Here is a 16468-nt window from a genome sequence, read left to right on the forward strand (position 1 = left end):
AGTGAAAACAATGAAAGAAGTTGCCATTATTGGAGCAGGGATTGTGGGGGCAACAGTTGCCTACTACCTCTCGAAAGAAAGTGACCTTGAGGTAACCGTCTTTGACCATGGGCAGGGACAGGCTACCAAGGCAGCAGCGGGAATTATCAGTCCTTGGTTTTCAAAACGACGTAATAAAGCTTGGTACAAGATGGCACGCTTGGGGGCTGACTTTTATGTGGATTTGTTGGCTGATTTAGAAAAGTCTGATCAGGAAATCGACTTTTACCAACGCTCAGGAGTTTTTCTCTTGAAAAAGGACGAATCCAAGTTGAAAGAACTCTATGAGCTAGCCCTTCAGCGCAGGGAAGAATCTCCCTTGATAGGCCAGTTAGCTATTCTGGACCAAGCGTCTGCAAATGAATTATTCCCTGGTTTGCAGGGATTTGACCACTTGCTCTATGCTTCTGGTGGGGCGAGAGTAGATGGCCACCTCTTAGTGACTCGTTTGCTAGAAGCCAGTCAAGTCAAGCTGGTCAAAGAAAAAGTGAGTCTGACACCATTAGCATCCGGCTATCAGATTGGCGAAGAGGTGTTTGAATTGGTTGTTTTAGCGACGGGAGCTTGGTTGGGGGATATTTTGGAACCTTTAGGATATGAGGTAGATGTTCGTCCTCAGAAAGGGCAACTCCAAGATTATCAGATTTCCAAAGATATGGAATCCTATCCTGTTGTCATGCCAGAAGGGGAGTGGGATTTGATCCCTTTTGCAGGTGGGAAATTGTCCTTGGGCGCTACCCACGAAAATGATATGGGATTTGATTTGACAGTAGATGAAACCTTGCTCCAACAAATGGAGGAGGCAGCCTTACCTCACTATCCAGCCTTAGCTAAAGCGACTTCCAGAGCTGAGCGTGTGGGAATCCGTGCTTATACTCGTGATTTCTCCCCTTTCTTTGGACAGGTGCCAGGCTTAGCAGGTGTCTATGCGGCTAGTGGTCTAGGTTCATCAGGCCTCACAACGGGTCCTATCATTGGTTACCATTTAGCTCAACTAATCCAAGACAAGGAATTGACTCTGGACCCAGTAAACTATCCAATTGCAAACTATGTCAAACGAGTAAAAAGCGAATAATACTCAATGAAAATCAAAGAGCAAACTAGGAAGCTAGCCACAGGCTGCTCAAAGCATGGCTTTGAGGTTGTAGATAGAACTGATGAAGTCAGCTCAAAACACTGTTTTGAGATTGTGGATCGAACTGATGAAGTCAGTAACCATACCAATCCACGGCAAGGTGAAGCTGACGTTGTTTGAAGAGATTTTCGAAGAGTATAAGCATTTTACTGAAATTTTAGTCTCCCCTCTAGGATGGCAAATGACATTCCCTATCAAAAATGGTAAAATAAGAAAAAATAATTCGAGAATCGAGGAAAAAAGATGCAAGAAAAAATTTTGGTAACAGGTGGAGCAGGTTTTATCGGAACCCACACTGTTATTGAGTTGATCCAAGCAGGTCATCAAGTGGTTGTAGTGGATAATCTTGTCAATAGCAATCGTAAAAGTATAGAAGTTGTTGAGAGAATTACAGGGGTTGAAGTGCCTTTCTATGAGGCGGATATCCGTGATACGGATACTCTCAGAGATATTTTCAAGCAGGAAGAACCGACTGGTGTCATTCACTTTGCGGGCTTGAAGGCTGTTGGCGAATCAACCCGTATCCCTCTTGCCTACTATGACAACAATATCGCTGGAACTCTTAGTCTTTTAAAAGTTATGGAAGAAGCAAACTGTAAGAATATCATCTTCAGTTCTTCTGCGACAGTATATGGAGATCCTCACACAGTTCCAATCTTAGAAGATTTCCCACTTTCAGTGACCAATCCGTATGGTCGTACCAAACTCATGCTAGAAGAAATCTTGACCGATATCTACAAAGCAGACTCAGAATGGAATGTGGTCTTGCTTCGTTACTTTAATCCAATTGGAGCACATGAGAGTGGAGATTTAGGAGAAAATCCAAACGGTATTCCAAACAATCTCTTACCATATGTGACTCAGGTAGCTGTTGGAAAATTAGAGCAAGTGCAAGTCTTCGGAGACGATTACGATACGGAAGATGGCACTGGTGTTCGTGACTATATCCACGTTGTTGACTTGGCTAAAGGTCACGTTGCAGCTCTTCAAAAAATCCAAAAGGGGTCTGGCCTTAACATTTATAACCTTGGAACAGGCAAGGGCTACTCTGTTCTTGAAATTATCCAAAATATGGAAAAAGCAGTGGGACGTCCTATTCCTTACCGCATCGTAGAACGCCGCCCAGGTGATATCGCTGCCTGCTACTCAGACCCAGCAAAAGCCAAAGCAGAGCTCGGATGGGAAGCAGAACTCGACATCACCCAAATGTGTGAAGACGCATGGCGTTGGCAAAGCAAGCATCCAAATGGATTTGAAGACTAAGATGATGATTTCAATCATCGTCCCTTGTCTAAACGAAGAGGAAGTACTTCCTCTTTTTTATCAGTCTGTGGAAGCTCTGCTTCCTGACTTGGGAGCAGAGGTCGAATATGTCTTTGTAGACGATGGCTCAAGTGATGGGACCTTAGAGCTTTTGAAGGCCTATCGGGAGCAAAATCCTGCGGTCCGTTATGTCTCATTCTCTCGAAATTTTGGGAAAGAGGCAGCCTTATACGCAGGTTTGCAGTATGCGACTGGGGACCTGGTGGTCGTGATGGATGCAGACCTCCAGGACCCTCCAAGTATGTTGCTCGAAATGAAGGCCTTACTAGACCAGAATGCAGACTTAGACTGTGTTGGGACACGGAGAACTAGTCGGGAGGGGGAACCCTTTTTCCGCAGTTTCTGTGCTGACCTCTTTTACCGCCTCATGCAAAAAATTAGCCCAGTGGCTCTACCCTCAGGTGTCCGTGATTTTCGCATGATGAGAAGGTCTGTGGTAGATGCTATTTTAACCCTGACCGAGTCCAATCGTTTTTCTAAAGGACTCTTTGCCTGGGTGGGTTTTAAAACGCACTATCTTGATTATCCAAACGTTGAACGACAGGCTGGCAAGACCAGTTGGAGTTTTAGACAACTCTTTTTCTACTCGATTGAAGGGATTCTTAACTTTTCAGATTTTCCCTTGAGTATAGCCTTTGTAGCGGGACTCCTATCTTGTTTTCTTTCTTTTGTGATGACATTTTTTGTAGTGTTTCGGACTCTTATCTTGGGAAATCCGACATCTGGTTGGACGTCTTTGATGGCTGTCATCCTCTTTCTTGGAGGGATTCAACTTCTGACGATTGGTATTCTCGGTAAGTATATTAGTAAGATTTATCTAGAAACCAAAAAAAGACCACTCTATCTCGTCAAAGAAAAAAGTGACCTTTCTATTATTGAAGGAAAAAATAACTGAAAAAGACTATAATTTTACCTAGAAATATGCTAAACTAGTAAGTGTGGGAAAAATGAGAAAAAATCAATAACATTCATTCCCTGCTTCCTACGATGGATCTTTTAGAAGTGCTCTTGTAGGACAATTTTTGATGGCCTCCAGAACATCGCTGCTCTCAGCGATTTCTCTTTGCAATTCAACTGGATCATCGTAAAATCGAACGATTCCATTATCATGGTAATCAAAGAGTTCAGAGTAGGTTTGGCAAAGCCCGCAGGCGATGCACCGTTCGGGTATAAGTGTGACTTTCATATTTATATTGTAATAAGAAAATGTAAAAAAAACAAGGAGTAAGGTATGGAAAAAGAACCGTGGCAAGAAGATATTTACGAAAACAATGAGGAAGAAACAAGATCAGAGCGTCGACACCGGAAACAAAAAGGGAAAGGCGTTGTTGCCAATCGTGTCTTGACAGTTCTAGCTAGCCTCTTCTTTGTAATCGTTGTAGCAATGGTAGTTGTATTGATTTACCTATCAACCGGAGGAAGCAATCGTACTTCATCTTTGAAGGACTTCTATGATGCATCGTCTCCTTCTACAAGTTCAAGTTCTAAAGTAGAAGCATCATCATCTTCAAGTAGCAAGGTAGAGGAAACAGCTTCTTCTGAATCAACACCTTCAGAGAGCAGTTCGGAAGAACATACAGAAGGTGAAGGAACACTTACAGTACATCCTGGAGAGGGAGAAGCAGCTCTTGCTCAACGTGCAGGGATTTCCATTGCCCAGCTAGAGGCTCTAAATCCTTCTCACATGTCATCTGGATCTTGGTTTGCCAACCCAGGTGATGTGATTAAGACAAGATAGGAGTCGGTCATGAAGACAATTCAAATTGCTATCGATGGTCCAGCTTCGAGTGGTAAGAGTACGGTCGCAAAGATTGTCGCTAAGGATTTTGGTTATACTTATCTCGATACAGGTGCTATGTACCGTGCTGCGACTTATATAGCGCTCAAACACCAGTTGAATGCAGGAAATGTAGACCAACTTCTTGAGCTTCTTAACCAACACCCCATTAGTTTTGGTCGTTCAGAAACAGGTGAGCAACTTGTTTTTGTAGGGGATGTTGATATTACGCATCCGATTCGTGAAAATGAAGTGACCAACAAGGTTTCAAGCATTGCTGCCATTCCTGAGGTGCGTGAGAAACTGGTTTCGCTCCAGCAAGAGATTGCTCAGCAAGGTGGTATCGTCATGGATGGGCGTGATATCGGGACAGTTGTTTTACCACAAGCTGAACTCAAGATTTTCTTAGTGGCTTCTGTTGAAGAAAGAGCAGAGCGTCGTTACAAGGAAAATATTGCCAAAGGCATTGAGACAGATTTGGAAACGTTGAAAGAAGAGATTGCTGCGCGTGATTACAAGGACAGTCATCGTGAAACCTCACCTCTCAAACAGGCTGAGGATGCAGTTTATCTTGACACAACTGGACTAAGTATCCAAGAAGTGGTCGAAAAAATTGAATCAGAAGCAAAAAAATATATGTCCTAGGGACGAGAGGAGCAGGCTAAATGAAGCCTGCTCCTTTTCTCTCTTTTGCGCGCGTTTCAAAACAGTCTTTTTGGGAGAATTTTGATAGAATAGTAATATCAATAAAAAGGACGGAAGCATGACAAAGAAAATCATAGCCATTTGGGCCCAGGATGAAAAAGGTGTGATTGGGAAGGAAAATCGTCTCCCTTGGCATTTGCCGGCAGAGTTGCAACATTTTAAGGAAACAACTTTAAATCATGCTATACTGATGGGGCGAGTGACCTTTGATGGCATGGGACGTCGTCTGCTTCCAAAACGGCAAACCCTGATTTTAACGCGCAATAGCGAAGAAGTCATAGATGGGGCGCTCGTATTTCAAGATGTGGAGTCTGTTTTAGCGTGGTATCAGAGTCAGGAAAAAAATCTCTATATCATTGGCGGAAAGCAGATTTTTCAGGCTTTTGAGCCTTATTTAGATGAAATCATTGTGACACAGATTCATGCTCAGGTGGAGGGAGATACCTATTTCCCTGAGGAGTTTGACTTGTCTCGTTTTGAGACAGTCGCAAGCAAATCTTATGAGCGAGATGAGAAAAACGACTATGATTTTACCATCGAATACCGAGATAGAAAGGAAGTCTAATGGAGCGCAGTATATTTGGATTTTTTACAGCTTTTTTGTGTGTAATCTGTATTTTGACTGGAGCACAGGCTTTTCGTAAGAAGCGCTATGGACTGTCTGCCTTACTCTGGTTGAATGCTTTTACCAATCTAGTAAACAGTGTCCACGCTTTTTATATGACCTTATTTTAGATAGAATGATAAATTAGAACGGAAGGAAATCATGCCTACAAATAGGAAAAATGATATGATGGTTTATTGCTCATTTTGTGGCAAGAGCCAAGAAGAAGTAAAGAAAATAATCGCTGGGAACAACGCCTTTATCTGTAATGAATGTGTGGAGTTGGCCCAGGAAATCATTCGGGAGGAGTTGGCTGAGGAAGTCTTGGCAGACTTGTCTGAAGTGCCAAAACCAATCGAGCTCCTCAATATCTTGAACCACTATGTGATTGGTCAGGATCGTGCCAAACGTGCCTTGGCAGTAGCTGTATACAACCACTACAAACGCATCAATTTCCATGATACGCGTGAAGAGTCAGAAGATGTGGATTTGCAGAAGTCAAACATCTTGATGATTGGCCCAACGGGTTCTGGGAAAACTTTCTTGGCCCAGACCTTGGCTAAGAGCTTGAACGTGCCTTTTGCGATTGCAGATGCGACAGCTCTTACTGAGGCTGGGTATGTGGGTGAGGACGTGGAAAATATTCTCCTCAAACTCTTGCAGGCTGCTGACTTTAACATCGAACGTGCAGAACGTGGGATTATCTACGTTGATGAAATTGACAAGATTGCCAAGAAGAGCGAGAACGTGTCGATCACACGTGACGTTTCTGGTGAAGGGGTGCAACAAGCCCTTCTTAAGATTATCGAGGGAACTGTAGCCAGCGTACCGCCTCAAGGTGGACGCAAACATCCACAACAAGAGATGATTCAAGTGGACACCAAGAATATCCTCTTTATCGTGGGTGGTGCCTTTGATGGCATCGAAGAAATCGTCAAACAACGTCTGGGGGAAAAAGTCATCGGTTTTGGCCAAAATAACAAGGCGATTGATGAGAACAGCTCTTACATGCAAGAAATCATCGCAGAAGATATTCAAAAATTCGGGATTATTCCTGAGTTGATTGGACGCTTGCCTGTCTTTGCAGCTCTTGAGCAATTGACGGTCGATGACTTGGTTCGCATCCTGAAAGAGCCAAGAAATGCCTTGGTGAAACAATACCAAACCTTGCTTTCTTATGATGACGTTGAGTTGGAATTTGACGACGAAGCCCTGCGAGAAATCGCCAATAAGGCCATTGAACGGAAGACAGGGGCTCGTGGTCTTCGCTCCATCATCGAAGAAACCATGCTAGATGTCATGTTTGAAGTACCAAGTCAGGAAAATGTGAAATTGGTCCGCATCACAAAAGAAGCTGTCGATGGAACGGAAAAACCAATCCTAGAAACAGCCTAGAGGTGAGTATGGAACTTAATACACACAATGCTGAAATCTTGCTCAGTGCGGCTAATAAGTCTCACTATCCGCAGGATGAACTGCCAGAGATTGCCCTTGCAGGACGATCCAATGTTGGCAAGTCTAGCTTTATCAACACCATGCTAAACCGCAAGAATCTTGCCCGTACATCAGGGAAACCTGGGAAAACCCAGCTTCTCAACTTCTTTAATATTGATGACAAGATGCGTTTTGTGGATGTACCAGGTTATGGTTATGCCCGCGTTTCAAAAAAGGAACGTGAAAAGTGGGGGCGCATGATTGAGGAGTACCTGACCACTCGGGAAAATCTTCGTGCAGTGGTCAGTCTGGTGGACCTCCGCCACGACCCGTCAGCAGATGATGTGCAGATGTACGAATTTCTCAAGTATTATGAAATTCCGGTTATCATCGTTGCGACCAAGGCAGACAAGATTCCTCGTGGTAAGTGGAACAAGCATGAATCAGCAATCAAAAAGAAATTAAACTTTGACCCAAGTGACGACTTCATCCTCTTTTCATCTGTCAGCAAGGCGGGGATGGATCAGGCTTGGGATGCAATATTAGAAAAATTGTGAGGGAAAGAAATGGCAAAAACAATTCATACAGATAAAGCTCCAAAGGCTATCGGACCTTATGTTCAAGGGAAAATCGTTGGCAATCTTTTATTTGCTAGCGGTCAAGTTCCCCTATCTCCTGAAACTGGTGAAATCGTAGGAGAGACCATTCAAGAACAGACAGAACAAGTCTTGAAAAACATCGGTGCGATTTTGGCTGAAGCAGGAACAGACTTTGACCACGTTGTCAAAACAACTTGCTTCTTGAGCAATATGAACGATTTTGTTCCTTTTAATGAGGTTTACCAGACTGCTTTTAAAGAGGAATTTCCAGCTCGTTCAGCTGTAGAGGTTGCACGTCTTCCTCGTGATGTAAAAGTCGAAATTGAAGTAATCGCAGAGATTGGATAAGCTAGTTGAAGTTTGGCTCTGCCAAACTTTTTTTGATATAAGGAGAGATAGATGACAAAGAAACAACTTCACCTGGTGATTGTGACAGGGATGAGTGGTGCAGGGAAAACGGTAGCCATTCAGTCTTTTGAAGATTTGGGATATTTTACCATTGACAATATGCCACCAGCCCTCTTGCCAAAGTTTTTACAGTTGGTAGAGACCAAGGATGATGACCACAAGTTAGCCCTAGTAGTCGACATGCGTAGCCGTTCTTTCTTTTCTGAGATTCAAGCTGTCTTGGATGAATTGGAAAACCAAGATGATTTGGATTTCAAAATTCTCTTTTTAGACGCAGCAGATAAGGAATTGGTCGCTCGTTACAAGGAAACCAGACGAAGTCACCCTCTAGCAGCAGATGGTCGGATTTTAGATGGCATCAAGCTGGAACGTGAACTCTTGGCACCTTTGAAAAACATGAGCCAAAATGTGGTGGATACGACCGAACTCACTCCGCGTGAACTTCGTAAAACCATTGCTCAGCAATTTTCAGACCAAGAGCAAGCCCAGTCTTTTCGTATCGAAGTCATGTCTTTTGGATTCAAGTATGGTATCCCTATTGATGCAGACTTGGTCTTTGATGTCCGTTTCTTGCCAAATCCCTATTACCTACCAGAACTGCGCAATCAAACGGGAATGGATGAGCCTGTCTACAACTATGTCATGAAACATGCAGAATCGGAAAGTTTCTATCAGCACTTACTCGCTTTGATTGAACCCATTTTGCCAAGTTACAAAAAAGAAGGCAAGTCCGTCTTGACCATTGCAGTAGGATGTACAGGTGGACAGCACCGTAGTGTTGCCTTTGCCAAACGAATTGCTGAGGACCTTGCTAAAAATTGGCCTGTCAATGAAAGCCATCGTGACAAAGACAGAAGAAAGGAAACGGTAAACCGTTCATGAGAAAACCAAAGATAACGGTGATTGGTGGAGGAACAGGTATCCCCGTCATTTTGAAAAGCTTGCGAGAAAAGGATGTTGATATTGCGGCCATCGTAACGGTAGCTGATGATGGTGGCTCTTCTGGTGAGCTAAGAAAGAATATCCAACAGCTGACACCACCAGGTGATCTTCGCAATGTCCTGGTAGCCATGTCGGATATGCCTAAGTTTTATGAGAAGGTTTTTCAGTACCGTTTTTCAGAAGACGCTGGTGCTTTTGCGGGTCATCCTCTAGGAAATATCATTATAGCAGGGCTTTCTGAAATGCAGGGGTCCACTTATAATGCCATGCAGTTGCTAAGTCTCTTTTTCCACACAACAGGAAAAATCTACCCATCAAGCGATCAGCCTTTGACACTGCATGCAGTCTTTAAAGACGGTTCTGAGGTAGCAGGTGAGAGCCATATTGCTGATCATCCAGGCATGATCGACCATGTCTATGTGACCAATACCTTGGATGATGAAACACCCCAAGCCAGCCGTCGAGTAGTTACTACCATTCTCGAGAGTGACATGGTTGTCTTGGGGCCTGGTTCACTCTTTACATCGATTTTGCCAAATATTGTCATTGAGGAGATTGGGCAGGCTCTCTTGGAGACTAAGGCAGAGATCGCCTATGTCTGCAATATCATGACCCAGCGTGGGGAAACAGAGCACTTTTCAGACAGTAACCATGTGGAAGTTCTCCATCGACACTTAGGTCGGCCTTTTATCGACACGGTCTTGGTCAATATCGAAAAGGTTCCTAGAGAATACATGGATACCAACCGTTTTGATGAATATTTGGTTCAGGTAGAGCATGACTTTGCTGGTCTTTGCAAGCAGGTTCCTCGTGTGATTTCATCCAACTTCCTTCGTTTGGAAAATGGAGGTGCCTTCCATGATGGCGATTTGATTGTAGATGAATTGATGCGCATTATACAGGTGAGAAAATGAGTTTTACAGTTGCAGTAAAAGAGGAAATTCTTGGTCAACATCATCTCAGTCGTCATGAATTGTCTGCCATTATCAAGATGTCTGGCAGTATCGGTCTCTCGACTTCAGGCTTGACCTTTTCCGTCGTGACTGAAAATGCCAAGTTAGCTCGGCACCTCTATGAGTCCTTTCTCCATTTTTATGATATTAAGTCAGAAATTCGACATCATCAGAGGAGCAATCTTCGTAAGAATCGTGTCTACACGGTCTATACCGATGAGAGGGTGCAGGAGCTTTTAGCTGATTTGCGGCTTGCGGATTCCTTCTTTGGTTTGGAGACAGGCATTGATCCCGATATCTTAGCGGATGAGGAGGCTGGTCGTGCTTACTTATGTGGGGCCTTTCTGGCAAATGGTAGCATCCGAGATCCTGAGTCTGGCAAGTACCAGTTGGAGATTAGTTCTGTTTATCTGGACCATGCCCAAGGATTGGCCTCTCTCCTTCAGCAGTTTTTATTGGACGCCAAGGTTATTGAACGCAAGAAAGGTGCAGTTACCTATCTCCAGCGTGCAGAAGACATCATGGATTTCTTGATCGTGATTGGGGCCATGCAGGCGCGTGATAATTTTGAGCGTGTCAAGATTTTGCGTGAAACTCGTAACGATCTCAATCGAGCCAATAACGCTGAAACAGCCAATATCGCTCGGACGGTTTCTGCTAGTATGAAGACCATTAATAATATCAGTAAAATCAAAGATAGAATGGGTTTGGAAAATTTACCTGTGGATTTGCAAGAGGTGGCTCAGTTGCGAATCCAGCATCCAGACTACTCTATCCAGCAGTTGGCAGATAGCCTGAGCAATCCCTTAACCAAAAGTGGCGTCAACCACAGACTCCGAAAAATAAACAAGATTGCAGATGAATTATAAAACCACGGATTGTTCAATCCGTGGTTCTTTTCTTATAAACTTGTTGAGTGTTTTGGTTGCACTTTTTGGTCAGGGTCGATGTAGTTGATGGCATTGTTAACAGCTGTTGGAGCTTCCCCCAGTCCTGTCGCAATCAAATCAATTTTTCCTTCATAGTAACAGCAGTCGCCGATAGCATAGATACCTGCTTGGCTAGATTCTTGCTTGCTATTGACGATAATCTTATGACGGTTGAGATCTAGACCCCAGTTTTTAAGATTTCCGACAGATGATTTAAAACCATAGTTGACAAAGAGATGGTCTACTTCGATAGTTTCGGCTTCATCTGATTTGACTTTGGTGATTTCTAGTTTGTCGAGTGTTTTTCCATCTCCGAGAAGTTGGCTAGGGACGAACGGTGTTTTAATGGTTACAGACGATTCTTGCAGGGCTTGCACACTATGTTCCAAGGCGCGGAAGTTATCTCGACGGTGAACAAGGGTAGTTGGTGCAATTTTTTCAAAAGCCAGAGCCCAGTCCACTGCTGAGTCCCCACCACCAAGGATGGTTACTTTCTTCCCAGCGTATTGTTGGATATTGGAAACGTGGTAGTGGATATTTTCATAGTTCTCAATGCCATCTAATTCGAGCGGACGTGGTTTGAAGGCACCACCACCCATGGCAATGATAACTGTTTTAGTCAGGTGGCTACCTTTAGAGGTTGTAATGGCAAAGCCTTCTTCTTGTTTTTCAATCTCAAGAACGGTTTCGTTGAGATGAATGGGAGTATCAAAGCCGTTTAGCTGTTCAATCAAGCGATTGGTCAACTCTTCTCCGGTTAAGTTTGGAAAACCTGGAACATCAAGGATTTGCTTTTCAGGGTAGAGGATAGCTGGTTGACCACCGAGCTGGGGAAGAGAGTCGATGATTTGGACTTTGGCTTGGCGTAGGTGGGCGTAAAAGGCAGCAAAGAGCCCGACAGGACCGCCACCTACAATGGTAATATCATAGAGTTGAGACATGATTTCTCCTTTGTTTTTTCTAGTCAGTTTATTTTATCATATTTTTGCTTAATTTAAAATGAGGTAGGATAGGGAAAAAATGGGCAAAAAATGGTATAATGATGAGTAAAGTGTTTTGACAGGGAGGAGGCCAAGGATGAATTTTCAACAATTATCCAATTTACAATACTGGACGAGTTTGTTTTCAAGTCCTTGGAGTATAGTCACCAATCTGATTGATATTCTCATTGTGACTTATATTTTATATCATTTTACTAAAGCTATTGCAGGCACCAAGATTATGATATTGGTCCGTGGAGTCTTAGTTTTTATTCTAGCCCAGATTCTTTCCAATATGATTGGTTTAACGACTATTTCCTGGTTGATCAATCAGATCATCACCTACGGGGTGATTGCAGCGGTGGTTATCTTTTCACCAGAGATTCGAACAGGTTTGGAGCGATTGGGCCGGGCTACTGATTTCTTCTCCAATGCCCCTATCAGTGCGGAAGAGCAGATGGTTCGTGCATTTGTGAAATCAGTTGAATACATGAGTCCTCGTAAGATTGGGGCGCTTGTAGTGGTTCAGCGAGTAAGAACCTTGCAGGAATACATCTCGACAGGGATCCCTTTAGATGCTAAAATTTCGGCTGAATTGCTTATTAATATTTTTATTCCCAATACTCCCTTGCATGATGGTGCTGTCATTATCAAGGAAGACCGAATTGCTGTAACTTCAGCCTATCTACCCTTGACTGAAGATACCGGGATTTCCAAGGAGTTTGGAACGCGTCACAGGGCGGCGATTGGTTTGTCGGAAGTATCAGATGCTCTTACCTTTGTGGTTTCGGAAGAAACGGGTGGAATCTCCATCACCTATAATGGAGTCTTTAAGCACGATTTGACCTTGGAAGAGTTTGAATCTGAATTAAGAAGAATCTTACTTCCAAAATCAGAGAAAAAGCAAGGTCTGAAAGAGCGCTTGCTAGGAGGATTGAAACATGAGAAAAAATAGTCTATACATCATTTCTTCCTTCTTTTTCGCCTGCATTCTCTTTATCTATGCAACTTTGACAAACTATCAGAATAGCAACAGTGCCAGACAGGTGCGGACGGAGACTTATACAAACACAGTTCTTAATGTCCCAATTGATATTCAGTATGACAGTGATCAGTATTTTATCAGTGGTTTTACATCTGAGGTGACGGTCTTTCTAACAGGGTCAAACAGAGTTGCTTTGGCGAGTGAGATGCAGGAAAGTACCCGCAAATTTAAGGTGACGGCTGATCTTTCTGATGCTAGTGTAGGAACCATCGAAGTTCCTCTGACTATTGAAAATTTACCGAGTGGTTTGACGGCTGTTGCGACACCGCAAAAGATAACAGTGAAGGTTGGTAAAAAAGCAAAACGAGACAATGTCATTGTTGTGCCGGAGATTGATCCTAGTCAGATTGATTCTCGCGTGAAAATCGATACAGTTACTGTATCAGATGAAAAAGTAACGGTTATTAGTGATGAGGAAACCCTCTCCAAAGTAGATCGTGTCATTGCCATCTTACCGACGAGTGAACGGATAACTAGAAACTACTCGTCCTCTGTTCCTCTACAAGCAGTCGATAAAAATGGAAATGTCTTACCAAGCGTCATTATGCCGTTTGACACAACTATGAAAATTACAACAAAAACAGCAACGTCTAGTTCAAGTAACTCGTCAACAAGTTCCTCAGAAGGCAGTTCGTCTTCAACGAGTTCAGAAACAAAATCAGATTCGTCTAAACAATAATAAATAATAGAAAAGGATGATAAATAAAATGGGTAAATATTTTGGGACCGATGGAGTCCGTGGAGAAGCAAACGTAGAACTGACGCCAGAATTGGCCTTTAAACTGGGACGTTTTGGTGGTTATGTTCTTAGCCAACACGAAACAGAAGCCCCTAAAGTCTTTGTAGGACGTGATACACGTATCTCAGGAGAAATGTTAGAATCAGCCTTAGTGGCAGGTCTCCTCTCTGTAGGGATTCACGTCTACAAACTCGGTGTCCTTGCAACACCAGCAGTAGCTTACTTGGTCAAAACTGAGGGAGCCAGTGCAGGTGTCATGATTTCCGCTAGTCACAACCCAGCCCTTGATAATGGAATTAAATTTTTTGGTGGGGATGGCTTCAAACTTGATGATGAAAAAGAAGCAGAAATAGAAGCCTTGCTGGATGCTACAGAAGACACCCTTCCTCGTCCAAGTGCCGAAGGCTTGGGAACCTTAGTGGACTATCCAGAAGGTTTACGTAAGTATGAAGGCTACCTTGTTTCAACTGGAACTCCTCTTGAAGGAATGAAAGTGGCCTTGGACACAGCAAACGGTGCAGCGTCTACGAGTGCTCGTCAAATCTTTGCAGACCTTGGGGCTCAAATAACTGTTATTGGTGAGACTCCAGATGGTCTTAATATCAACTTGAATGTGGGTTCTACACATCCAGAAGCTCTTCAAGAAGTGGTCAAAGAAAGCCAGTCAGCTATTGGTTTGGCCTTTGACGGAGACAGTGACCGTTTGATTGCTGTTGATGAAAATGGCGACATCGTCGATGGTGATAAGATCATGTACATCATCGGGAAATATCTTTCTGAAAAAGGCCAGTTGGCTCAAAACACCATCGTGACAACCGTCATGTCTAACCTTGGTTTCCACAAGGCTTTGGATAGTGCTGGCATTAACAAAGCAGTCACTGCAGTTGGTGACCGCTATGTTGTCGAAGAAATGAGAAAATCAGGCTACAACCTTGGTGGTGAACAGTCTGGTCACGTTATCTTGATGGATTACAATACGACAGGTGATGGACAGTTAACTGCCGTTCAACTAACAAAAGTTATACGGGAAACCGGTAAAACCTTGTCTCAACTGGCATCAGAAGTAACGATTTACCCACAAAAACTGGTCAATATCCGAGTGGAAAATGCCATGAAAGAAAAAGCCATGGAAGTACCAGCCATCAAGGCAATCATCGAAAAGATGGAAGGAGAAATGGCAGGAAACGGCCGTATCCTTGTTCGCCCAAGTGGTACCGAACCTCTATTGCGAGTTATGGCAGAGGCACCTACAACAGAAGAAGTCAATTACTATGTAGATACGATTGCTACTGTTGTTAAAGATGAGATCGGTATTGACTAAAGCCTAGAAAACTAGATGAAATGATAAAAATGTGGTACAATTGCATAGTAAATTGTAGCAATGGGAGAGAGAAATGAATCTTAAACGAGAACAAGAATTTGTTAGCCAGTATCACTTTGATGCTCGTAACTTTGAATGGGAAAATGAAAATGGGGCTCCTGAAACCAAGGTAGATGTGAATTTCCAGTTGCTCCAATACGACCAAGAAAACCAAGTAACCTCGCTAGTTGTTATCTTGAGCTTTATGATTGTCTTTGACAAATTTGTTATCAGTGGAACGATTTCTCAAGTTAACCATGTGGAAGGTCGTATTGTTAACGAACCAAGTGAATTTAACCAAGAAGAAGTTGAAACCTTGGCACGTCCATGCTTGAACATGCTCAACCGTTTGACGTATGAAGTAACAGAAATCGCCTTGGATCTTCCAGGGATCAATTTGGAGTTTTAGTCATGAAATTAGCTGTCATTACAGATTCTTCAGCCTATTTAGAGGAGAAGACGCTGCAAAGAGAGAATCTATTTATCTTGGATATTCCTGTCAATATTGATGGGGAGGAGTATGTTGAAGGTGTCAATCTGACTGCTGAGGAATTTTATCAAAAAATGGCTCAGTCTGCAGAATTGCCTAAAACCAGTCAACCAAGTATTGCCAAATTGGATGAGATTCTAAGTTCCTTGAAAGGACAAGGTTATACCCATGTTTTGGGACTCTTTCTTTCGTCAGGGATTTCAGGTTTTTATCAGAACATCCAATACATGTTGGATGAGTATGATGGCTTGACCATTGCCTTTCCAGATACCCATATCACAAGTTCCCCTCTAGGATTTATGGTAGAGAGTGCCTTTGAATGGGCAGAACAGGGCGATGATTTTGCTCAGATTCAGGAGAAATTAGCTCTTCAAATTGCTGATAATTCAGCCTTTATCATAGTAGATGACCTCGACCACTTGGTTAAGGGAGGACGTCTGTCAAATGGGGCAGCCATCTTAGGGAATCTCCTCAGTATCAAGCCCATTCTTTACTTCAATGACCAAGGTGTGATTGAAGTTTACGAAAAAGTTCGTACAGAAAAGAAGGCAATCAAACGTTTGGTGGAAATCATCAAAGAGTCGACAAAAGATGGGAATTACCGTATCACAGTCATCCATGGCAATGCTCCTCAAAAGGCAGCGGACTTACGTCAGCTTTTGATGGAGAGTGGTGTGACTGATGAGATTCCAATTGATACCTTTGGTAGTGTCATTGGAACCCACCTTGGAGAAGGTAGTATCGCTTTAAGCTATACGCCAGTCGTCTAGATTGTTCTTACAAGCTTTGTATCTTAGAAATTGAACATGGCCTGCCTGCCTCTTGAAAAAGATGCCTGTCTTTCCTTTCGTGGAAAGTCAGCGTCATTCCATATTTTTCATGTGTAACTAACGTCCTTTGTATCTTGATAATTGAACACGCCTAGAACCCTGTGTGAAAAAGATAGTTCTTCCAAGGAGTAGACACTCCTTGATCAGAACTCCTATTTTCACTTTATGTTCTTACA

20 protein-coding genes are annotated in these 16468 nt (G+C 43.1%); 18 read left to right on the forward strand and 2 right to left on the reverse strand.

The genetic code is table 11. The features are described from left to right. Window positions 1-10: 10 nt before the first annotated feature. From M9H69_RS03040 to M9H69_RS03055, 4 genes are all read left to right on the forward strand, one after another. Window positions 11-1114 carry an NAD(P)/FAD-dependent oxidoreductase gene (locus tag M9H69_RS03040; protein WP_250315870.1) on the forward strand — a complete coding sequence of 368 codons (1104 nt, stop codon included), beginning with the start codon at window positions 11-13 and terminating at the stop codon, window positions 1112-1114. A gap of 6 nt (window positions 1115-1120) precedes the next feature. After that, complete coding sequence (locus M9H69_RS03045) at window positions 1121-1294, forward strand: hypothetical protein (RefSeq protein ID WP_250315871.1); 174 nt, start codon at window positions 1121-1123, stop codon at window positions 1292-1294. A gap of 123 nt (window positions 1295-1417) precedes the next feature. Beyond that, window positions 1418-2437, forward strand: coding sequence for a UDP-glucose 4-epimerase GalE (galE, locus tag M9H69_RS03050; RefSeq protein WP_250315872.1), 1020 nt, complete (start codon window positions 1418-1420; stop codon window positions 2435-2437). Then, entirely contained in the window at window positions 2421-3392 is a 972-nt protein-coding gene (locus tag M9H69_RS03055) for a glycosyltransferase family 2 protein (RefSeq protein WP_250315873.1), read from the forward strand. Before galE ends, M9H69_RS03055 begins: the two co-directional genes overlap by 17 nt. An 87-nt stretch (window positions 3393-3479) precedes the next feature. Here M9H69_RS03055 and M9H69_RS03060 read toward each other — a convergent pair whose 3' ends face one another. Beyond that, window positions 3480-3683 (reverse strand): ferredoxin, encoded by a 204-nt coding sequence (locus tag M9H69_RS03060; RefSeq protein ID WP_250315874.1) that lies wholly within the window; start codon window positions 3681-3683, stop codon window positions 3480-3482. 45 nt (window positions 3684-3728) lie between these two features. On the opposite strand from M9H69_RS03060, the gene M9H69_RS03065 reads away from it, so the two are divergent. The 9 genes from M9H69_RS03065 (at window position 3729) to whiA (ending at window position 10788) form a co-directional block, all read left to right on the forward strand. Then, window positions 3729-4235, forward strand: a complete 507-nt coding sequence (locus tag M9H69_RS03065; RefSeq protein WP_049549902.1) for an SAG1386/EF1546 family surface-associated protein — start codon at window positions 3729-3731, stop codon at window positions 4233-4235. Window positions 4236-4244: 9 nt separating this feature from the next. Then, window positions 4245-4919 carry a (d)CMP kinase gene (gene cmk, locus M9H69_RS03070; RefSeq protein ID WP_000849413.1) on the forward strand — a complete coding sequence of 225 codons (675 nt, stop codon included), beginning with the start codon at window positions 4245-4247 and terminating at the stop codon, window positions 4917-4919. A 118-nt stretch (window positions 4920-5037) separates the two neighbouring features. Next, complete coding sequence (locus M9H69_RS03075) at window positions 5038-5544, forward strand: dihydrofolate reductase (RefSeq protein ID WP_250315875.1); 507 nt, start codon at window positions 5038-5040, stop codon at window positions 5542-5544. A 201-nt stretch (window positions 5545-5745) separates the two neighbouring features. Further along, a complete protein-coding gene (gene clpX, locus M9H69_RS03080; protein ID WP_250315876.1) occupies window positions 5746-6978 on the forward strand; it encodes an ATP-dependent Clp protease ATP-binding subunit ClpX in 1233 nt (410 codons plus the stop codon). 8 nt (window positions 6979-6986) lie between these two features. Next, complete coding sequence (gene yihA / locus M9H69_RS03085; protein WP_020900580.1) at window positions 6987-7574, forward strand: ribosome biogenesis GTP-binding protein YihA/YsxC; 588 nt, start codon at window positions 6987-6989, stop codon at window positions 7572-7574. A 9-nt stretch (window positions 7575-7583) separates the two neighbouring features. Next, window positions 7584-7964 carry a RidA family protein gene (locus M9H69_RS03090; protein WP_250315877.1) on the forward strand — a complete coding sequence of 127 codons (381 nt, stop codon included), beginning with the start codon at window positions 7584-7586 and terminating at the stop codon, window positions 7962-7964. 51 nt (window positions 7965-8015) lie between these two features. Further along, window positions 8016-8906 carry an RNase adapter RapZ gene (rapZ, locus tag M9H69_RS03095; protein ID WP_250315878.1) on the forward strand — a complete coding sequence of 297 codons (891 nt, stop codon included), beginning with the start codon at window positions 8016-8018 and terminating at the stop codon, window positions 8904-8906. Then, window positions 8903-9880 (forward strand): YvcK family protein, encoded by a 978-nt coding sequence (locus M9H69_RS03100; RefSeq protein ID WP_250315879.1) that lies wholly within the window; start codon window positions 8903-8905, stop codon window positions 9878-9880. Before rapZ ends, M9H69_RS03100 begins: the two co-directional genes overlap by 4 nt. After that, window positions 9877-10788, forward strand: coding sequence for a DNA-binding protein WhiA (gene whiA / locus M9H69_RS03105; protein WP_250315880.1), 912 nt, complete (start codon window positions 9877-9879; stop codon window positions 10786-10788). Before M9H69_RS03100 ends, whiA begins: the two co-directional genes overlap by 4 nt. 32 nt (window positions 10789-10820) lie before the next feature. Here whiA and M9H69_RS03110 read toward each other — a convergent pair whose 3' ends face one another. Continuing rightward, on the reverse strand, window positions 10821-11789 hold the full coding sequence (locus M9H69_RS03110) for an NAD(P)/FAD-dependent oxidoreductase (RefSeq protein ID WP_250315881.1): 969 nt from the start codon (window positions 11787-11789) through the stop codon (window positions 10821-10823). Between the two features lie 136 nt (window positions 11790-11925). Here M9H69_RS03110 and cdaA point away from each other — a divergent pair, with 136 nt between their 5' ends. From cdaA to M9H69_RS03135, 5 genes are all read left to right on the forward strand, one after another. Beyond that, window positions 11926-12783, forward strand: coding sequence for a diadenylate cyclase CdaA (gene cdaA / locus M9H69_RS03115; protein WP_001011078.1), 858 nt, complete (start codon window positions 11926-11928; stop codon window positions 12781-12783). Then, the gene (locus M9H69_RS03120; protein WP_001230923.1) at window positions 12770-13552 is read left to right on the forward strand and encodes a CdaR family protein; all 783 of its coding nucleotides are present in this window, start codon (window positions 12770-12772) and stop codon (window positions 13550-13552) included. Before cdaA ends, M9H69_RS03120 begins: the two co-directional genes overlap by 14 nt. 28 nt (window positions 13553-13580) lie before the next feature. Beyond that, window positions 13581-14933: a phosphoglucosamine mutase gene (gene glmM, locus M9H69_RS03125; RefSeq protein ID WP_250315882.1), complete on the forward strand. Its 1353-nt coding sequence runs from the start codon at window positions 13581-13583 to the stop codon at window positions 14931-14933. 73 nt (window positions 14934-15006) lie between these two features. Further along, window positions 15007-15381, forward strand: coding sequence for a DUF1149 family protein (locus M9H69_RS03130; protein ID WP_001050095.1), 375 nt, complete (start codon window positions 15007-15009; stop codon window positions 15379-15381). 2 nt (window positions 15382-15383) lie between these two features. Continuing rightward, window positions 15384-16232 carry a DegV family protein gene (locus M9H69_RS03135; protein WP_221161006.1) on the forward strand — a complete coding sequence of 283 codons (849 nt, stop codon included), beginning with the start codon at window positions 15384-15386 and terminating at the stop codon, window positions 16230-16232. Window positions 16233-16468 lie beyond the last annotated feature (236 nt).

The sequence above is a fragment of the Streptococcus oralis genome, assembly GCF_023611505.1.
GTDB classification, from domain to species: domain Bacteria; phylum Bacillota; class Bacilli; order Lactobacillales; family Streptococcaceae; genus Streptococcus; species Streptococcus oralis_CT.